14 protein-coding genes and 1 pseudogene are annotated in these 15307 nt (G+C 63.3%); 3 read left to right on the forward strand and 12 right to left on the reverse strand.

Going from position 1 to position 15307, the window contains the following annotated elements:
- The 8 genes and pseudogenes from QZ294_RS09605 to glmU form a co-directional block, all read right to left on the reverse strand.
- Window positions 1–533 (reverse strand): DotG/IcmE/VirB10 family protein (locus QZ294_RS09605; RefSeq protein WP_297049516.1); only part of this gene is annotated, 533 nt, incomplete at its 3' end.
- A gap of 147 nt (window positions 534–680) precedes the next feature.
- Window positions 681–1172 (reverse strand): hypothetical protein, encoded by a 492-nt coding sequence (locus QZ294_RS09610; protein ID WP_297049519.1) that lies wholly within the window; start codon window positions 1170–1172, stop codon window positions 681–683.
- A 458-nt stretch (window positions 1173–1630) separates the two neighbouring features.
- Window positions 1631–1948: pseudogene (locus QZ294_RS11020) on the reverse strand (helix-turn-helix domain-containing protein); the annotation flags it as partial.
- Between the two features lie 366 nt (window positions 1949–2314).
- Complete coding sequence (locus QZ294_RS09615; RefSeq protein WP_297049522.1) at window positions 2315–2968, reverse strand: IS1595 family transposase; 654 nt, start codon at window positions 2966–2968, stop codon at window positions 2315–2317.
- A gap of 367 nt (window positions 2969–3335) precedes the next feature.
- Window positions 3336–3926 carry a hypothetical protein gene (locus tag QZ294_RS09620; RefSeq protein ID WP_297049525.1) on the reverse strand — a complete coding sequence of 197 codons (591 nt, stop codon included), beginning with the start codon at window positions 3924–3926 and terminating at the stop codon, window positions 3336–3338.
- 54 nt (window positions 3927–3980) lie between these two features.
- Window positions 3981–4403 (reverse strand): PaaI family thioesterase, encoded by a 423-nt coding sequence (locus QZ294_RS09625; RefSeq protein WP_297049529.1) that lies wholly within the window; start codon window positions 4401–4403, stop codon window positions 3981–3983.
- 90 nt (window positions 4404–4493) lie between these two features.
- Entirely contained in the window at window positions 4494–5420 is a 927-nt protein-coding gene (locus QZ294_RS09630; protein WP_297049533.1) for a Tim44 domain-containing protein, read from the reverse strand.
- 135 nt (window positions 5421–5555) lie between these two features.
- On the reverse strand, window positions 5556–6923 hold the full coding sequence (gene glmU / locus QZ294_RS09635) for a bifunctional UDP-N-acetylglucosamine diphosphorylase/glucosamine-1-phosphate N-acetyltransferase GlmU (protein WP_297049538.1): 1368 nt from the start codon (window positions 6921–6923) through the stop codon (window positions 5556–5558).
- Window positions 6924–7384: 461 nt separating this feature from the next.
- Here glmU and groES point away from each other — a divergent pair, with 461 nt between their 5' ends.
- A complete protein-coding gene (gene groES / locus QZ294_RS09640) occupies window positions 7385–7672 on the forward strand; it encodes a co-chaperone GroES (protein ID WP_297049541.1) in 288 nt (95 codons plus the stop codon).
- A 66-nt stretch (window positions 7673–7738) separates the two neighbouring features.
- Window positions 7739–9385 (forward strand): chaperonin GroEL, encoded by a 1647-nt coding sequence (groL, locus tag QZ294_RS09645; protein ID WP_297049544.1) that lies wholly within the window; start codon window positions 7739–7741, stop codon window positions 9383–9385.
- A gap of 181 nt (window positions 9386–9566) precedes the next feature.
- Here groL and QZ294_RS09650 read toward each other — a convergent pair whose 3' ends face one another.
- Entirely contained in the window at window positions 9567–10520 is a 954-nt protein-coding gene (locus tag QZ294_RS09650) for a J domain-containing protein (protein WP_297049547.1), read from the reverse strand.
- A gap of 33 nt (window positions 10521–10553) precedes the next feature.
- Window positions 10554–11006: a YkgJ family cysteine cluster protein gene (locus tag QZ294_RS09655; RefSeq protein WP_297049550.1), complete on the reverse strand. Its 453-nt coding sequence runs from the start codon at window positions 11004–11006 to the stop codon at window positions 10554–10556.
- Between the two features lie 209 nt (window positions 11007–11215).
- On the opposite strand from QZ294_RS09655, the gene QZ294_RS09660 reads away from it, so the two are divergent.
- Window positions 11216–12274 (forward strand): tellurite resistance/C4-dicarboxylate transporter family protein, encoded by a 1059-nt coding sequence (locus QZ294_RS09660; protein WP_297049552.1) that lies wholly within the window; start codon window positions 11216–11218, stop codon window positions 12272–12274.
- Window positions 12275–12355: 81 nt separating this feature from the next.
- Here the strand turns inward: QZ294_RS09660 and QZ294_RS09665 are convergent, their stop codons facing one another.
- Window positions 12356–14548 carry a glutamine synthetase III gene (locus tag QZ294_RS09665; RefSeq protein ID WP_297049554.1) on the reverse strand — a complete coding sequence of 731 codons (2193 nt, stop codon included), beginning with the start codon at window positions 14546–14548 and terminating at the stop codon, window positions 12356–12358.
- Window positions 14549–14845: 297 nt separating this feature from the next.
- Window positions 14846–15268, reverse strand: a complete 423-nt coding sequence (locus tag QZ294_RS09670; RefSeq protein WP_297049557.1) for a peptidylprolyl isomerase — start codon at window positions 15266–15268, stop codon at window positions 14846–14848.
- Window positions 15269–15307: the final 39 nt, after the last annotated feature.

Genomic DNA, 15307 nt, shown 5'->3' on the forward strand with positions numbered 1-15307 from the left:
TGCGGTACGGCAACCGCTCGTCCCGCCGCGCCAGAACGCGAAAGAAGTCCTGAAAGGGCCGGGGCGTCTGAGGCATGAGCGTCATGATCAGCGGCCCGTAGATGCGCTCGCCGATCCTGATGGCGTTCCGCGACACCATGTTTCCCTCGCGCGGCCAGAGCTGCGTCTTGAAGTCCGGGTATCCATGCCTGGTCTTCCACGCTGTAGGTGTTCCACACCATTTGATCCGTGGTGTCGGCGCCTGAACCGTAAATGGTGCTTTGCGCGCCGCTGTAGCGTTTGGCGCTTCCCAGCCCCTCAAGAAAGGCGGACGCGATAAGGCCACCCCAACGGCTGAAGAAATGGGTGTTCACGGAACTGGCGACCGAGGCTTCCGAAGTGGACGGGTCAACGGCGTAGGCTTCAAGCTGGATGGTTTCGCCGGAGGGCAGAACCGCGCGATTGAACGCCAGAACAAGGCGTTCGTCATGCCGCTGGAAACCGCCCATCAGCCGCGCGTTGCGGTGTGCGCCGGAGGTGACTGTCGCCAGCACGGCGGACGGCACATCCGAGTTTCCGGCTGTCCGAGAACCACGGTTCGCTGATTCGCTGCGGGCGGCGTATGCTCATTCGCCAGAGCCAGTTGCCCGGAGAGAGCCGCCAGCACCAGAAGACACAGTATTTTTTTCACGACAAATCCTTTATGCGTAAGCGAACGCGGCGCGTTCAGGTTGTTCCCCGCCGGGGAAAAAGCGCGAGACAGGCAGGCTCCTCAAAATCTCCCCCACCGACCGGCAGGGAGTTCCGACTTCGCGCCGGGCGTTCAGCGGTTGACGTTTCGTGAGGAAATCCGCTGTCTGGCGGCGGCGTTTGAACTCGTTCAGAAACTCGATGATGCCCAGGCTGTTTTCCGGCGGAACGTCATCGGCGGAAGGCGCGCGGTTTTGGGAGTGCAGGTACTGCCAGATGCCGAAGGGCATGGCGTCATTGGCTATGGGCGGGAATTTCGCCGCAAAGGCATCGAACAGGGGCCGCAGTCGCGCTCTTTCCGCGTCTTTCTGTGCCTGAAGGCGCTGTTCCTGTTCCTCACGAACGTGGCGAGCATGGAGCGCGGATTGCTTTTGTGCGGCTTCCGCCTGCTCCGCGCGAGGAAGCGGATCGAGCCAGCGTTGACCACGCAGCCAGTTGCCCATTTGCGGCACAAAGCGGCCCTGTTCGCGCTGCCAGCCTTCCGAAGCCGCGAAGCGCCGGATCGCGGCATGGAGTTCCGGGAGCGATGGAAGCTGGCCGCTCCGTGAGAGTTTGAGCCAGGCCATGCGGGCGAAGCCCTTGGCTTCCTTTTTGGGGTACAGCGTCCAGACGCTTTCAAAATCAGGAAGAAAAGACACGCCCCCCGCCGCAGGCGCTTTGCATGTGCGACGAACAGGAACAGGCGCTGTTTCACCGGGCGCATGGGGGGAAAGGGGGGATTTTCTTCTTTTCGTTGTTTGTTAAGAGTGGTTAAGGGGCTAGATGTTGCCACATCACAGCCATATTCTGACTGCTGATGCACAGTATTTGTCTCTTGTTGTTCTGAACATGCTTCAGGGCACAAGAGGTAATACACGGAAGAACGGTATTGTTCACGCCTGATGAAAATGAGCTTTTCCCTGACAAGTTCCGCAAGGTAGTTCTTGACGCTACTGATGCTGCACGAAAGCCTTTTGGAAAGCGTCGTCTGCGAAGGCCAGCAATGGTCTTTATCAGCGGCATAATCACATAAAATCGCGTACATGGTTTTTGCTCCGAACGTTATGGACTTTTCCAAAACAAACTGTGGCAGAATCGGGCCGTGAATATTTCCCCTTGGGGCAAACGTCTCCATTTTTTCTTTCTCCCGGCCCGAAAAAAGACAAAAACAGCAGATTCGTTGTTGACAACGAGGAGCCTTCCGGCTACCGTTGTTCTCACGTTGCATGCGTAAGAACATCAGTTCTGCAATGAAGCCGTTGAGTTGCCGCTCGACGGCTTTTTTGTTTTTCTGGGCTTGGCGCTATTTCCTCAATGGAAAGTCCTCTTGAGGCGAGTTGACGGATCATTCAGACGTGGGCATCACGCATCACCGCAGGGCAGCGCCGGAGGGAGGCTTCCGGCGTCTGCCCGAAGGACGAAGCTCCCGGAGGAGGTGCGCGGATGCGTGGCTGTTCGCCTGGAAGGGGAGAAGGAAGGAAAGGGCCGTATATGAAAAAAACTCCCGCCGACCATGCAGGAGGAATCATGGCCGGGGGGAGTTCAGTACGGATAAAAAGAGCAAGCAAATCCCAAAAAAATGAAATTGGGGCTGTCCTAGCTAAGATTAATGTTTAGCTCCATTAACCCACTGAATTAGCTGGGATAAAAGCTCCCGATGATTGCCTCCATTGAACCGCCATTCACACTCCTTCAGGAACCAATAAAAGTGTTCGGGTGTAATGCCGTTGAAACGCCGCAAGTGTCTTTTCGCTTGATTCCCAAAATTCTCTATCCCATTGATATGGTTAGCTTGTTCCGCAAACTTCCTTGAATGGTTGATTCGGTGGTGATGGAACCCGCTGATGTCCAGGGCATTATATGCCCTGAAAGTATCAGTGTACACGATACTGTCCGGCTCAACTCGTTCCTCGATAATCGGCATCAACGTTGCGGTGCATGCGTTGGGAATTATGGCCGTGTAAACCTTGCCATTACGCTTCAGTAAACCGAAAACCGCTATTTTCCCGGCGGCTCCACGCCCGCGTTTTCCTTTTCGTACCCCGCCGAAATAGCTTTCGTCGGCTTCAACCTCTCCTGACAAACGATAACTCGGCAAATGCGTGGCGATCAGGCGTCGCAGGCGCATGAAATACGAGGCTGCCGTATTGCGGTGTACACCTACAATTTCTCCTGCCGCGCGAGCCGTTGCTCCCGCAACAAAAAAACGAATCAGCTCAGATTGCTGCCGTGTGGTAAGCCTGCTCCGTCGTTCGTACATGAGCCATCCTAACCATTTTTCCTTAGCTAGGACAGCCCCATGAAATTTTTTCGGAATTTTTTTGAATCTTGATAACTATCAGTAATTTATGTGAAAATCTGAACGGCAGGAAAAAAATGGATAAAAAAACGGATAATGTGCCGGGGGATCGGCAGGGGTAAAAACGTCAGGGTCAGGTTCGGGAATTTTTACATATCTATAAGAAATTAAAGAAAAAGTATCTCTAGGGCACTCTAGGGATTTATATGTGAGGGAATCTCTCTCTCTCTCTCTCTCTCTCTCTCTCTCTCTCTCTCTCTCAAAGTAGATGAAGTCATTCTATAGTCCCATGAAAAAAATTACAGAAACAGGGTGTTCTTGGCTACTCTCAGCGGCCGGCCTGCGCCCGCAGGCGCAGGCACTCCTCGGCGATGCGGCGCAGATCCGCATCTTCGGGGCGTTCCGCAAGGCCCTTGCGGACATGGCCGAGCGCGCGGACATATTCCCCGGACTCGAGCAGGGCCTTGGCGACCATGCCGAAGGCGGCGAACTCGTTCTTGTAGTATTTGAACGCCTCGGTGAAGCAGGTGTCCGCCTCCGAGACCTTGCCCTCGCTGAGGAAGCGCTTGCCGTCGCTGATGCAGCGGTCGAGATTGAGCTTGCGCTGGAGCGTGGCCTCGTAGTCCTCCTGCTCCTCCTGGCCCATGATCTGCTTGTAGAACTTGTTGAAGAAGGCCAGCAGCTCGCGCTCCTTGCCGGGCTGGTAGGCAACGGGCTGGGAATATTCCTTCTTGTAGAGGGGGTCCGCGCAGATGTCGGCCAGCGCGGTGCGGAAATCTCCCCGCAGGTCCATGGGGGATGTCTGGCCCCCCAATTCCCGGAGCGCGGACGTGAGAAGAAAGACGGCGCGGGGATAGTCGCGCCGCTGCACGCAGGTCCTGGCCCGGCCCAGGTCTTCGCGGATCTTGCGGATGTTCATGCTCTGCTCGCCGTTTCTCGTTGGAATGCTGGTGGTTGTTCCACGGGCGCCCCATCAGGCGGGCAGGGGCGCATCCGTGATGAATCCGGTGGACATGGCGCGCGCGATGAGGGTGCCCTCGCCATCGAAAACGCACACATCGTAGCTCAGGATATGGTTCCCCTCGCGCACCACGCGCGCTTCCGCCGCAAGCGGACCCACCTTGCCCGGGCGGAGGAACTCGATGCTGGAGGTCAGGCTGACGACCCCCGTCTCCCGCCCCGCGTTGGCGGCGGCGCCGAAGGCCACGTCCGCAAGGGCGAAGATGGCGCCCCCGTGCGCGAAGCCCATGCCGTTCTTGTGATTTTCCGTGAGGGGCATGGTGATTCTGGAAAATTCCGGCGTGGCGGTCTCCACCCGCATCTGCAGATGGCGGACGAGCCTGTCGTGGCGTGCCACATACTCCTTCATGTCCCGCGCTGTAGCGGCATGTTCCATGCCCGCATGCTCCTGAACATCGTTGCGCCGAAACGGAAGGCCGGAAGCCGCCGCCTCCGGCCTTCGGGGAAAGATCCGGAGACCCGGCGGTCAGTCCACCTGCTGGATGCCGTCGAGCTTCCAGGTGCCGTTGGCACCCTCGCGCAGGAAGTGCCAGACCTCGCGCGCGGAGCTGGGGGCGTCCTGCCCCGGGTGCTCGCGCAGGAGCACGTCAAAGAAGACCTGGGCGCGCTGGTCTTCGCCGTCATTTTCGGCCCCGAGCAACTGGGCATTGACCAGCAGAATCTCCGTGGTGCCGGGGGTGCCGTCCGTGCTCATCTGTTCCCTGAGCGCCTCCATGACCGCCGGAGTGGCGAACTGGGCGATGTCGTCCAGGTCGCGCTTGTCCCAGGATTTCTGCATGCGGCTGTAGGCCATCTTGGCGCCGCGCAGGAATTCCTCGGTATCGAATCCGGCGGGCACGTCCACGGCCGGCTCCGCGGAGAAGGTCGCCGCCTGCCCCCCCTGGCCGCGCAGGGCGTCCCAGCCGGAGGCCTGGGCATCCTCGCGGGCGTAGGGCCGGCTCGCGCTGTCGGCGGTCAGATCCGGGCGCGCCGCCCCAAAGGCGCCCGCGCCCGCCGCGGCAGGCTCCGGCGACTGGCGGTTGCGGAAGCGCGCAAAGAGCTTGAGTCCGAGGAAAATGAGCAGGCCGATGAGGATGATGTCCAGAAAACCGCCGCCGGAAAAGCCGTTTCCGGCGAGCAGGGAGCCGAGCAGGGTGCCTGCGAGCAGGCCGCCGAAGAGGCCGCCCATCCCGCCGAACAGGCCGGGGCGCTGCGCCATGGCCTGGGATTTGCCCGCGGTGGCGGCGGGCGCCTGCTGCCGCATGGCGGGCCTGGGCGCGGACCTGCTCATGAACGGCTTGCTGCCGAAGGAACGGCCGCCGCCCATGCGGGCGGCTTCGGCGGAATCGGGCAGGGCAAGCGCGCACGCGGAAAAGAGGATGACGAGGGCTGCGAAAAGAGCGCTGATCTTCATGGCAACTCCGGTTATGACGTTCACTCGACGCGGAAATGTTCTGCGTCACATCCTCTGTTATAGGGATTCTGGAGAAAAAGGCAAGACGCGTCCGCGCGGGCGGGGCGCGGACTCCCGCCATGCGCCGCTACGCGGTCAGCCCCTGCGGGGCAGGTTTTTCTGGCGCCCCCGGGCGATGCCCATCTCGCCCGCCGGAACATTTCTGGTAATGACCGAGCCGGCGCCCACCAGGGCGCCGTCGCCCACCTCCACGGGCGCGACGAGCGCCGTGTTGCTGCCGATGAAGGCGCGCGCGCCGATGCCTGTGCGGTGCTTGCGGACGCCGTCGTAATTGCAGGTGATGGTGCCCGCGCCGATATTGGCGGCGGGTCCGATCTCCGCATCGCCCAGATAGCTCAGGTGATTGGCCTTGGCCCCCTGGCCGAGCCGGGCGTTTTTCAGCTCCACGAAATTGCCCACATGCGCTTCCGGCTCCAGGACGGCGCCGGGTCTGAGCCGGGCAAACGGACCAACCAGGGCGCCCCGGCCCACCTCGGCCCGCTCCAGGTGCGAAAACGGACGGATCTGCGCGTGCCCATGCACCACGCTGTCCATGAGGATGCAGTGGGAGGCGATGACGGCGGCGCTTTCCACGCGCGAGCGGCCATAGATCTCGCAGGGTCCGGTCAGTTCCGCCCCCGGCTCCACCACGGCAAAGGGACCCACGCGCACGAGTTCCGGCGCATGGAGGATGACGCCGTTTTCCAGAAGCCGCGCCGCCGTGCGCGCGCGCAGCAGTTCTTCCATGCGCGCCAGCTCCACCGGGGAGTTGACGCCCAGCAGGCTTTCATCCGCGCCGCAGTTGATGCCGCGCACCGTCAGGCCGTCCGCAAGGCCGAGGGCCACGAGGTCGGTGATGTAATACTCGCCGCTGTTGTTGTCGTTGCCAAGGCGGGGGAGCAGGCGCGAGACCGCCTCCACCTCCAGAAAATACAGCCCGGCGTTGACTTCGCCCGTGTCCGGGCCGTGGCGCGCGGGATCAAAGTCCCTGGCTTCCACGATGGCCGCGACCTCGCCGTCAGCGCGCACGACGCGCCCGTAGGCTCCGGCGTCGTCCAGCGAAAGGGAGGCGAAGGCAATGGCCGCGCCCCGGGCCTCTGCCAGGAAGCGGCGCACGGTCTCCGTGGAGAGCAGGGGCACATCGCCATTGACCACGAGGACATGGGTGCACCCGCTTTCCCTGAGCGTGGGCAAGGCTTCGGCCAGGGCGTGTCCGGTGCCGAGCTGCCGCTCCTGCCGGATGGTACGCAGCCGGGGAAACGCTGCCTCCACAAGGTCGGAGCGGTGCCCCACCACCGCCCAGATGGCGTCGCTGCCGTCATCGGCGGCGAAGAGGGGACGCAGGGCTTCGAGCACATAGGCCAGCATGGGTTCGGCCAGGAGCGATTGCAGGACCTTGGGGCGCTCCGAGCGCATGCGGGTGCCTTTTCCTGCGGCGAGAATGAGGGCGGCGGACGTTGCCATGGAGCCTCCTTTGCGGTCGATGTCGCCGCCATCCATAGCGCCATGGGCGGGAAACGGCAAGATGTGGCGCCGGTGCCGCGGGGCGTCCCCGCGAAGATTTTTCTCTTCTCTGCCGGGGCCGGACGCTTCGTGTTTTTCCGGCTCCTTCCGGCTCCTTCCGGCGCCGGCATCCGTCTGTCTGTCGCTCCGCTCCGGACGGGACCCGGAAAACGCGTTGACCCATGCGTGCGGGAACGCGCCGGAAAGCCGGGAAGGGGGCAGCCCGGGCAGGCCGGAAAAGAAAAATAAAAAATTTTCGCGCGCCCCCCTTTTCAAGCGCGAAGCATGACTTATCTCTATGCCCGTGCGGAACCGCGGAGCGGCTCCGTTGCGGCCCGCAACGCGCAATCAGACGGCGCGTCCGTGGATACGGCCGCCGTTCGCCCCCATGGGCCATAACCCCCTTTCCTGGAGGAACAGCAATGAAGCTCAAACCCCTCAATGACCGCGTTCTGGTCAAGCGTCTCGAATCCGAGGAAAAGACCGCGGGCGGTCTGTACATCCCCGACACCGCCAAGGAAAAGCCCTCCAAGGGGCAGGTCGTGGCCGTGGGTCCCGGCAAGATGGACGACAACGGCAAGCGTATCCCCCTGGCCGTCAAGAACGGCGACGAAGTGCTCTTCAACAAGTACGCGGGCACGGAAGTCAAGCTGGACGGCGTGGATCATCTCGTGATGCGCGAGGAAGACATTCTCGCCATCATCGACTAGCCGGGCGCGCCGGTTCACGAAATCTGTCCGCATTCTGCCGAACAACAGCTCAGGAGGAGCATCCATATGTCTGCCAAAGAAATCCTTTTTGATGTCAAAGCCCGTGAAAAACTTGCCCGCGGCGTGGACAAGCTCGCCAACGCCGTCAAGGTGACCCTTGGCCCCAAGGGCCGCAACGTGGTGCTGGAGAAGTCCTTCGGCGCGCCGGTCATCACCAAGGACGGCGTGACCGTCGCCAAGGAAATCGAGCTTGACGACAAGTTCGAGAACATGGGCGCCCAGCTCGTCAAGGAAGTGGCCTCCAAGACTTCCGACGCCGCCGGCGACGGCACCACCACCGCCACCATCCTCGCCCAGTCCATCTATCACGAGGGCATCAAGCTCGTGGCCGCCGGCCGTAACCCCATGGCCGTCAAGCGCGGCATCGACAAGGGCGTGGAAGCGCTCATCACCGAGCTTGCCAACCTGGCGAAGCCCACCCGCGACCAGAAGGAGATCGCCCAGATCGGCACCATTTCCGCCAACAGTGACGCCACCATCGGCAACATCATCGCCGAGGCCATGTCCAAGGTGGGCAAGGAAGGCGTCATCACCGTGGAAGAGGCCAAAGGACTCGAGACCACCATGGATGTGGTGGAAGGCATGCGCTTCGACCGCGGTTACCTCTCGCCCTATTTCGTGACCAACGCGGAAAAGATGATCTGCGAGATGGACAATCCCTACATCCTGCTCACGGAGAAGAAGATCTCCAGCATGAAGGACATGCTCCCCGTGCTTGAGCAGGTCGCCAAGGTCAACCGTCCGCTGCTCATCATCGCCGAGGATGTGGAAGGCGAAGCCCTCGCCACCCTCGTGGTCAACAAGCTGCGTGGCGCCCTCCAGGTCGTGGCTGTCAAGGCGCCGGGCTTCGGCGACCGCCGCAAGGCCATGCTTCAGGACATCGCCGTGCTCACCGGCGGCACCGTCGCCTCCGACGACACGGGCACCAAGCTTGAGAACCTGACCCTTTCCGAGCTGGGCACCGCCAAGCGCATCGTGGTGGACAAGGACAATACCACCATTGTGGACGGCGCCGGCAAGAGCGACGCCATCAAGGCCCGCGTCAAGCAGATCCGCGCCCAGATCGAGGAGACCACTTCCGATTATGACCGCGAGAAGCTCCAGGAGCGTCTCGCCAAGCTCGTGGGCGGCGTCGCCGTGGTCCATGTGGGCGCGGCCACCGAAGTGGAAATGAAGGAAAAGAAGGACCGCGTCGAGGACGCCCTCAACGCCACCCGCGCCGCTGTGGAGGAAGGCATCGTTCCTGGCGGCGGCACGGCCCTGATCCGCGTTTCCAAGGTGCTCAACGACATCAAGCCCGCCGATGACGACGAACTCGCCGGCGTGAACATCGTGCGCCGCGCCATCGAGGAGCCGCTGCGCCAGATTGCCCACAACGCCGGCTTTGAAGGCTCCATCGTGGTCGAGAAGGTGCGCGCCGGCAAGGACGGCTTCGGCTTCAACGCCGCCACCGGCGAATATGAGGATCTCATCAAGGCCGGCGTCATCGACCCGAAGAAGGTGACGCGCACGGCCCTTCAGAACGCCGCTTCCGTGGCTTCCCTCCTCCTCACCACGGAATGCGCCATCGTCGAGAAGCCCGAACCCAAGAAGGACGCCCCCGGCATGCCCGGCGGCATGGGTGGCATGGGCGGCATGGACGGTATGTACTAGACCGCGCGTCCGCCCCTCGCGGAGCGTGAAGAAGGATGAAAAAGGCTCCCCGGCAATGCCGGGGAGCCTTTGCGTTGATGCCGGAAAGGCCCTACGCGGCGCGCGGGGCCGCGCTCTCCCGAGTGGGGGCGCGGCAGCGTTGCCGCCAGAGCGGTTTGGCTACTTTCAGTACCAGGCCGCTCTATTCGTTGTAGATGGTGAGATACAGATCGCCCTGCCAGGGACCGACGCGCTTGCCGAGTCCCCGGAGCCGCACCGGCTTGCCCACCGCAAAATCCGGCGGCAGGGTCACTTCCACCGTATGCAGTTCGTCGGAAAGGCCGCGCCGTATCTGGAGGCGGATGCGTCTGCCGGGCGCCAGGTGGGCGGCGGGCAGGCGCAGGCTCTGTTCCTCATCGATCTGGCGCCTGAGCCAGTCCTTGACGACGCCCTTGACGCCCTTGCTCAGGTCGAGGTTCCAGTTGGACGTGCCCCAGGCGATGTTGCCCTGGTGGAGTCTGGTGTTCTTCCTGGTGGGGGGCGTTTCCTTGCGCGGCGGCGGCTCCTTGCGGGGCCTTGGCCCGGCGGGGCGGGGGCGTTCCTCCTCCGGCGAAGGGCGCGGGCCGGCCTGCTGGCGGTTGAGTTCGCTGTAAATGTCCTCAAAAACGCGGCGCGCGAAGGGGTCATTGAGCAGGTCGCGCAGGACGTCCTGCTCGGCATAGGCTTTTTGCGCCCGTTCCTCTTCACGGGTGGTCTGGCCGCTCTGCGCCTGTTGCGCGCCGGTTGCCGCGCCGTCCGGCCGCCGGGTCTGTCCGGCGTCTCCCGGCGTCTCCCGGCTGTCGGCCGTTTCCGTGGCATGCGCGCCTGATGCGGCGCCTGCATCCGCCGTGTCCGCCGTCGTCGTTTTTTCCGCTTCGGCAGCGGCCGCGCGTTTTGCGTCCTCGGCGGGCTTGAGCAGGGCCGTAAGCGCCACATAGGCTTCGTTGAGGATCTGGAACTGACGCCCGGCCTCGGGGTTGCCGGGATTGAGGTCCGGGTGCAGTTCAAAGGCGCGCCGCCGGTAGGCGCGTTTGACAGCCTGGAGGTCCGCGCCTTTTTCCAGGCGCAGGACTTCGTAGCATTCCTTGAGCGAGATCTGTCGGGATGGACGGCGCATGGCGGTCAGCGGTTTGCGTGGTGCCGGAAACTGTCAGGGGAGCACAAGGGCGTTGGCCTCGTGGCGCGGGTCGCTCGCCCTGAGTCCGTGTTCCTCCAGATAGGCCCGCCCGGCGCGCGCGAAGTCGGCATGCGTCGCCTCAGGGGCGATGCCCGGGCAGAAGTCCTTGGCGAGAGCGAGGCTCACAGGGTCTTCGATATTGCCGCGAAAAAACGGCCAGGCGCGGCAGATGGAGGGTTTGCCTTCATGGACGGCACAGCCTGCGCCCTCACGGAAAAAGATGCAACGCCCGTCCTCTCCGCTGCGGATCTTGAGTTTGCCGCGCGCCATTTCTCCGTAGCGTTCGGCCACGGTTTCCGGCGCGAGCTTCAGAAAGGCCGCCAGCCGCTCCAGATCCGACGGGCTGACGACGATGCCGCCGCGCCCTTCACAGCAGTGGCCGCATTTGCGGCAGTGGAAAAGCGATTCCGCGTCAGGTCCCGGCATGGCGCACCTCTCTGGGGAGCGGGCAGGGCCGGAACGGCCGGAGGCCCGCGACTCGGGCGAGTCTAGCCATGTCTTGCAAAACATACAAGCCCGCGCGCCGGCATTGGGCGAAATTGACCGTTGCGCTCCTCATCTGTACCATGGCAGACCCGGAGCGGCGCAGTGCCCGAAATGGGCTTCGCCATGAACCTGCTCCAGGCGGAGGCGGCATGAACAGGGGCTTCGGCGCCCGCTTTTTCGCGCTTGTGGAGGAGATGGCGCCCGCCAACTTCGCCATGGTCATGTCCACGGGCATCATTTCCGTGGCCTTGCGTATCCTTGGCTGCCGGTGGGGGTCCGTCCTGCTCTACGGCGTGAATCTGGGCATGTATGCGCTCCTCTGGGTCCTGCTCCTGCTCAGGCTCGTCCGCTCTCCGGGCCGCGTGGTCAGGGACTTCACCAGCCATGCGCGGGGACCGGGCTTTCTCACCATCGTGGCGGGAACCTGCATCCTCGGCACGCAATCGGCCGTCCTGGTGGAAAACTTCGCGGCGGCGGCGTGGCTGTTCTGGTTTGGCGCGGCGTGCTGGGCCTTCATCCTCTGGGGCGTCTTTCTCGCCATTTTCACGGGCAGCAACAAGCCTTCCCTGGCGGGCGGCATCAACGGCGCCTGGCTGGTCGCCACGGTGAGCACCCAGTCGCTGGTCATTCTCGGCGCGACCCTCGCCGCGCCGCTGGGCTGGGATGCGGAACTCTCCTGGTTCTGCCTCTGTGCCCTCTTCATGCTGGGGATCGTGCTCTATATTTTTGTCATCACGGGCATTTTTCACCGCTTCTGCTTTGCGGACATGGAGGCCGGAGAGCTGGACCCGGCCTACTGGATCAACGCGAGCGCGGCCGCCATCACCACCCTTGCCGGGGCCACGCTCATGCTCAAGGCCGGGTCCTCGCCCCTGCTCGGGCGCCTGCTGCCCTACATCACGGGCGTGACCCTGCTTGCCTGGGCCACGGCATCCTGGTGGGTCCCCATGCTCATCCTGCTGGGCATCTGGCGGCATGGCGTGAAAAAATACCCCTTCATCTATACGCCCGCCTACTGGGGCATGGTCTTTCCCCTGGGCATGTACACCGCCTGCACGGCGGCGCTTTCCCTGGCCTATGACCTCGCGCCCCTCATGTCTGTGTCCCGGGTGTTCATCGTGCCGGCGCTGGCGGCCTGGGGGATAACGCTGACGGGCATGCTCCTCTCGCGCGGGCGGGCGTTGCTGGCGGGAACGGCGCGGGGCTGAACCGGGCCGGATGCGGAAAACCCCGCCGCCCGTTGCTCATGCGGGGCGGCGGGGCCGGAAAGAAGGCTGTACCAAACCGTTCTACTTGCCGAACAGGATCTCCTGATAATTGGGGAGCGCCCAAAGGTCATCGGCCACGAGGGTCTCCAGCGTGTCCGCGTGGCCGCGCACCTCGAGCATGAGCGGCAGCACCTCATCGCAGTACCGGCGCGCCGCCTCCAGCCCCTCGCCCGTTTCGCCGCAGGCGGCAAGGCTGGTTTCCAGCCGGGCCGTGGCGTCCTGGAGCCGCCGCAGGCCGGAGGTCACCTCTTCAAGGGTGGTCGTGCGGATCTCGAGTCCGATGTCGCGCATATGGGCCGCCGTGGCCGCCAGCTCCCCCTGATAGCGCATGGCCGCGGGAAAGATGATGGTCCTTGCCATGCGGATGACCAGATTGGCCTCGGTGCGTACGGTCTTGCAATACTGCTCGAGATAGATCTCCTGCCGGGCGCGGAGTTCGTCGCGCGTGAGCACGCCTGCCCGTTCGTAGATCTCCACCACCTGCGGGCTGGTGATCTCGGGGATGGCGTCCGGCGTGGTACGCAGGTCGGGCAGGCCGCGCCGGCGCGCTTCCTGATGCCAGACTTCGGAATAGCCGTCGCCGTTGAAGATGACGGCGCTGTGCTCCTCCATCACATGGGTGATGAAGGATTCCACGGCGACATTGAAGTCCGCCCCGGCGGCCGTCTCCCGTTCCAGCCAGTCGGCGGCGAAGCCGAGGGAATCGGCCATCATGACGTTGAGCGCCGTGATGGAGCCGGCGGCCGACTGCCCGGAGCCAACGGCCCGGAACTCAAAGCGGTTGCCGGTGAAGGCCACAGGGCTGGTGCGGTTGCGGTCGCCTGGGTCCGTGGGCAGGGGCGGCAGGGTATCCACGCCCACATTCATGATGCGGCCCTTGCGGCCATTGGCCGCGTCCTCGGCCCGGCCCGCGCGGAACGCCTCGAAAACCTCGGTGAGCTGGTCCCCCAGGAAGATGGACATGATGGCCGGCGGCGCCTCGTGCGCGCCCAGGCGGTGATCGTTGCTGGCGCTGGCGACCGTGGCCCGCAAAAGGCCGCCGAACTTGTGCACGGCGCGGATCATGGCCGCGCAGAACACCAGAAATTTGGCATTGGCGTGCGGCGTTTCGCCCGGGTCGAACAGGCTGCCCAGCTCGCTGTTGCCGAGGGAATAGTTGACGTGCTTGCCCGAGCCGTTGACCCCGCTGAAGGGTTTTTCGTGGAGCAGGCACTTGAGTCCGTAGCGCTTGGCAACGTTGCGCAGCGTGGACATGATGATGTGGTTGTGGTCCACGGCAAGATTGCTCGGCTCGTACAGCGGCGCGATCTCGTACTGACTGGGGGCCGCCTCGTTGTGGCGCGTCCGCACGGGCACGCCAAGCTTGTACAGCTCCCGCTCCACCTCCATCATGCAGGAAAGGACGCGCTGGGGGATGACGCCGAAATACTGGTCGCTGAATTCCTGTCCCTTGGCGGGCCGCGCGCCGAACAGGGACCGTCCGGCGATCTGGATGTCCGGCCGGGCGAAGTTGAAGTTGTGGTCGATCAGGAAATATTCCTGCTCCAGCCCGGCATAGGAGAGCACGGGCAGGTCCGTGTGCACGCCGAAGAGGGCGAGCAGGCGCTGCGCCTCGCGGTTGACGGCCTGGTTGGAGCGCAGCAGCGGCGTCTTCTTGTCCAGCGCGACACCTGTCCAGGAAAGGAACATGGTGGGGATGCACAGGAAGGTGCCGTTGGGGTTTTCCATGATATAGGCCGGGCTTGTCACGTCCCAGGCCGTATAGCCGCGCGCCTCGAAGGTGGAGCGCAGCCCCCCGGAGGGGAAGGAGGAGGCGTCCGGTTCGCCCCTGATGAGCATGGAGCCGGAAAATTCGGCGATGACGCCGCCGGAGCCGTCCGGCATGAGGAAGCTGTCGTGCTTTTCGGCGGTCTGGCCCGTCAGGGGGTAGAAGATGTGGGTGAAGTGCGTGGCCCCTTTTTCAATGGCCCAGTCCTTCATGACCGCGGCCACCGTGTCCGCGATGGAGGGGTCCATGCGTTCGCCGAAGGCGATGGTCTTGTGGAGCGAACGGTAGACTTCCTTGGGCAGGCGTTCGCGCATGACCCGGTCATTGAACACATTGCAGCCGAAAATGTCCGTGGGCCGCGTGTCCGCAAAGTTCAGGGGCGCCACGTCCGGCTTGTAGGTGGTGATGGCCTGGATGGCGCTGTGGCGTCCGGTATTGCTGCTCATGGGCTTTCCGTATGGCTTTGTTATTCTTTTGAGTTGGTGGTATGCCTGTGCTGTGTGGGTACTGCCGAAATTCTCCGTCAAAAACAGCTCCTCCGGCGCTGGCTGCGTCAGAGAAAAATTTTCTTGGTCGAGTACCTGAGTACACTCCCCGCGAAAATTTTTCTCTTCCTTGCCAGCCCCGAAGGATCTTATTTTTTAGGATTCTTCCGGCACCAGCATCCGTCTGTCGCTCCGCTCCAGACGGAATCTGGAATATCCATCAATCGCATTGTATAATATACTCTTCCGTATCCGCGCTTATTTCTTGTCGAGGATCTCGATCTCGAAGGTGAGTTCCTTGCCCGCCAGGGGGTGGTTGGCGTCAAGGGTGATCTCGTCCGGACCCACTTCGGTGATGGTCACGTCCATCTGCCCCTGCTCGTTGGAGAGCTGGAGGGGGGTGCCCACTTCCAGCGGAATGTGCGGCGGCACCTGGGCGCGGCTCACGGTAAAGACCAGCTCGGGGTCGGCCTCGCCATAGGCCTCGGCCGGGGGAATGGTCACGGTGACGGTCTCTCCCGGTTCGTGGCCGGCCACCGCCGCCTCGAAACCGGGGATGAGCGCGCCTGTGCCGAGTGTGAATTCCAGCGGTTCCCGGTCCTTGGAAGAGTCGAACACCGTGCCGTCGGACAGGGTGCCTGTATAGTGGACGCGAATGGTGTCGCCGTTCTTGATGGGCATGTCAGCTCCTTGAAAGGTGGCGCTTCCTGCGCCAAGCGC

Source organism: uncultured Desulfovibrio sp. (assembly GCF_910584445.1).
Lineage (GTDB): Bacteria > Desulfobacterota > Desulfovibrionia > Desulfovibrionales > Desulfovibrionaceae > Desulfovibrio.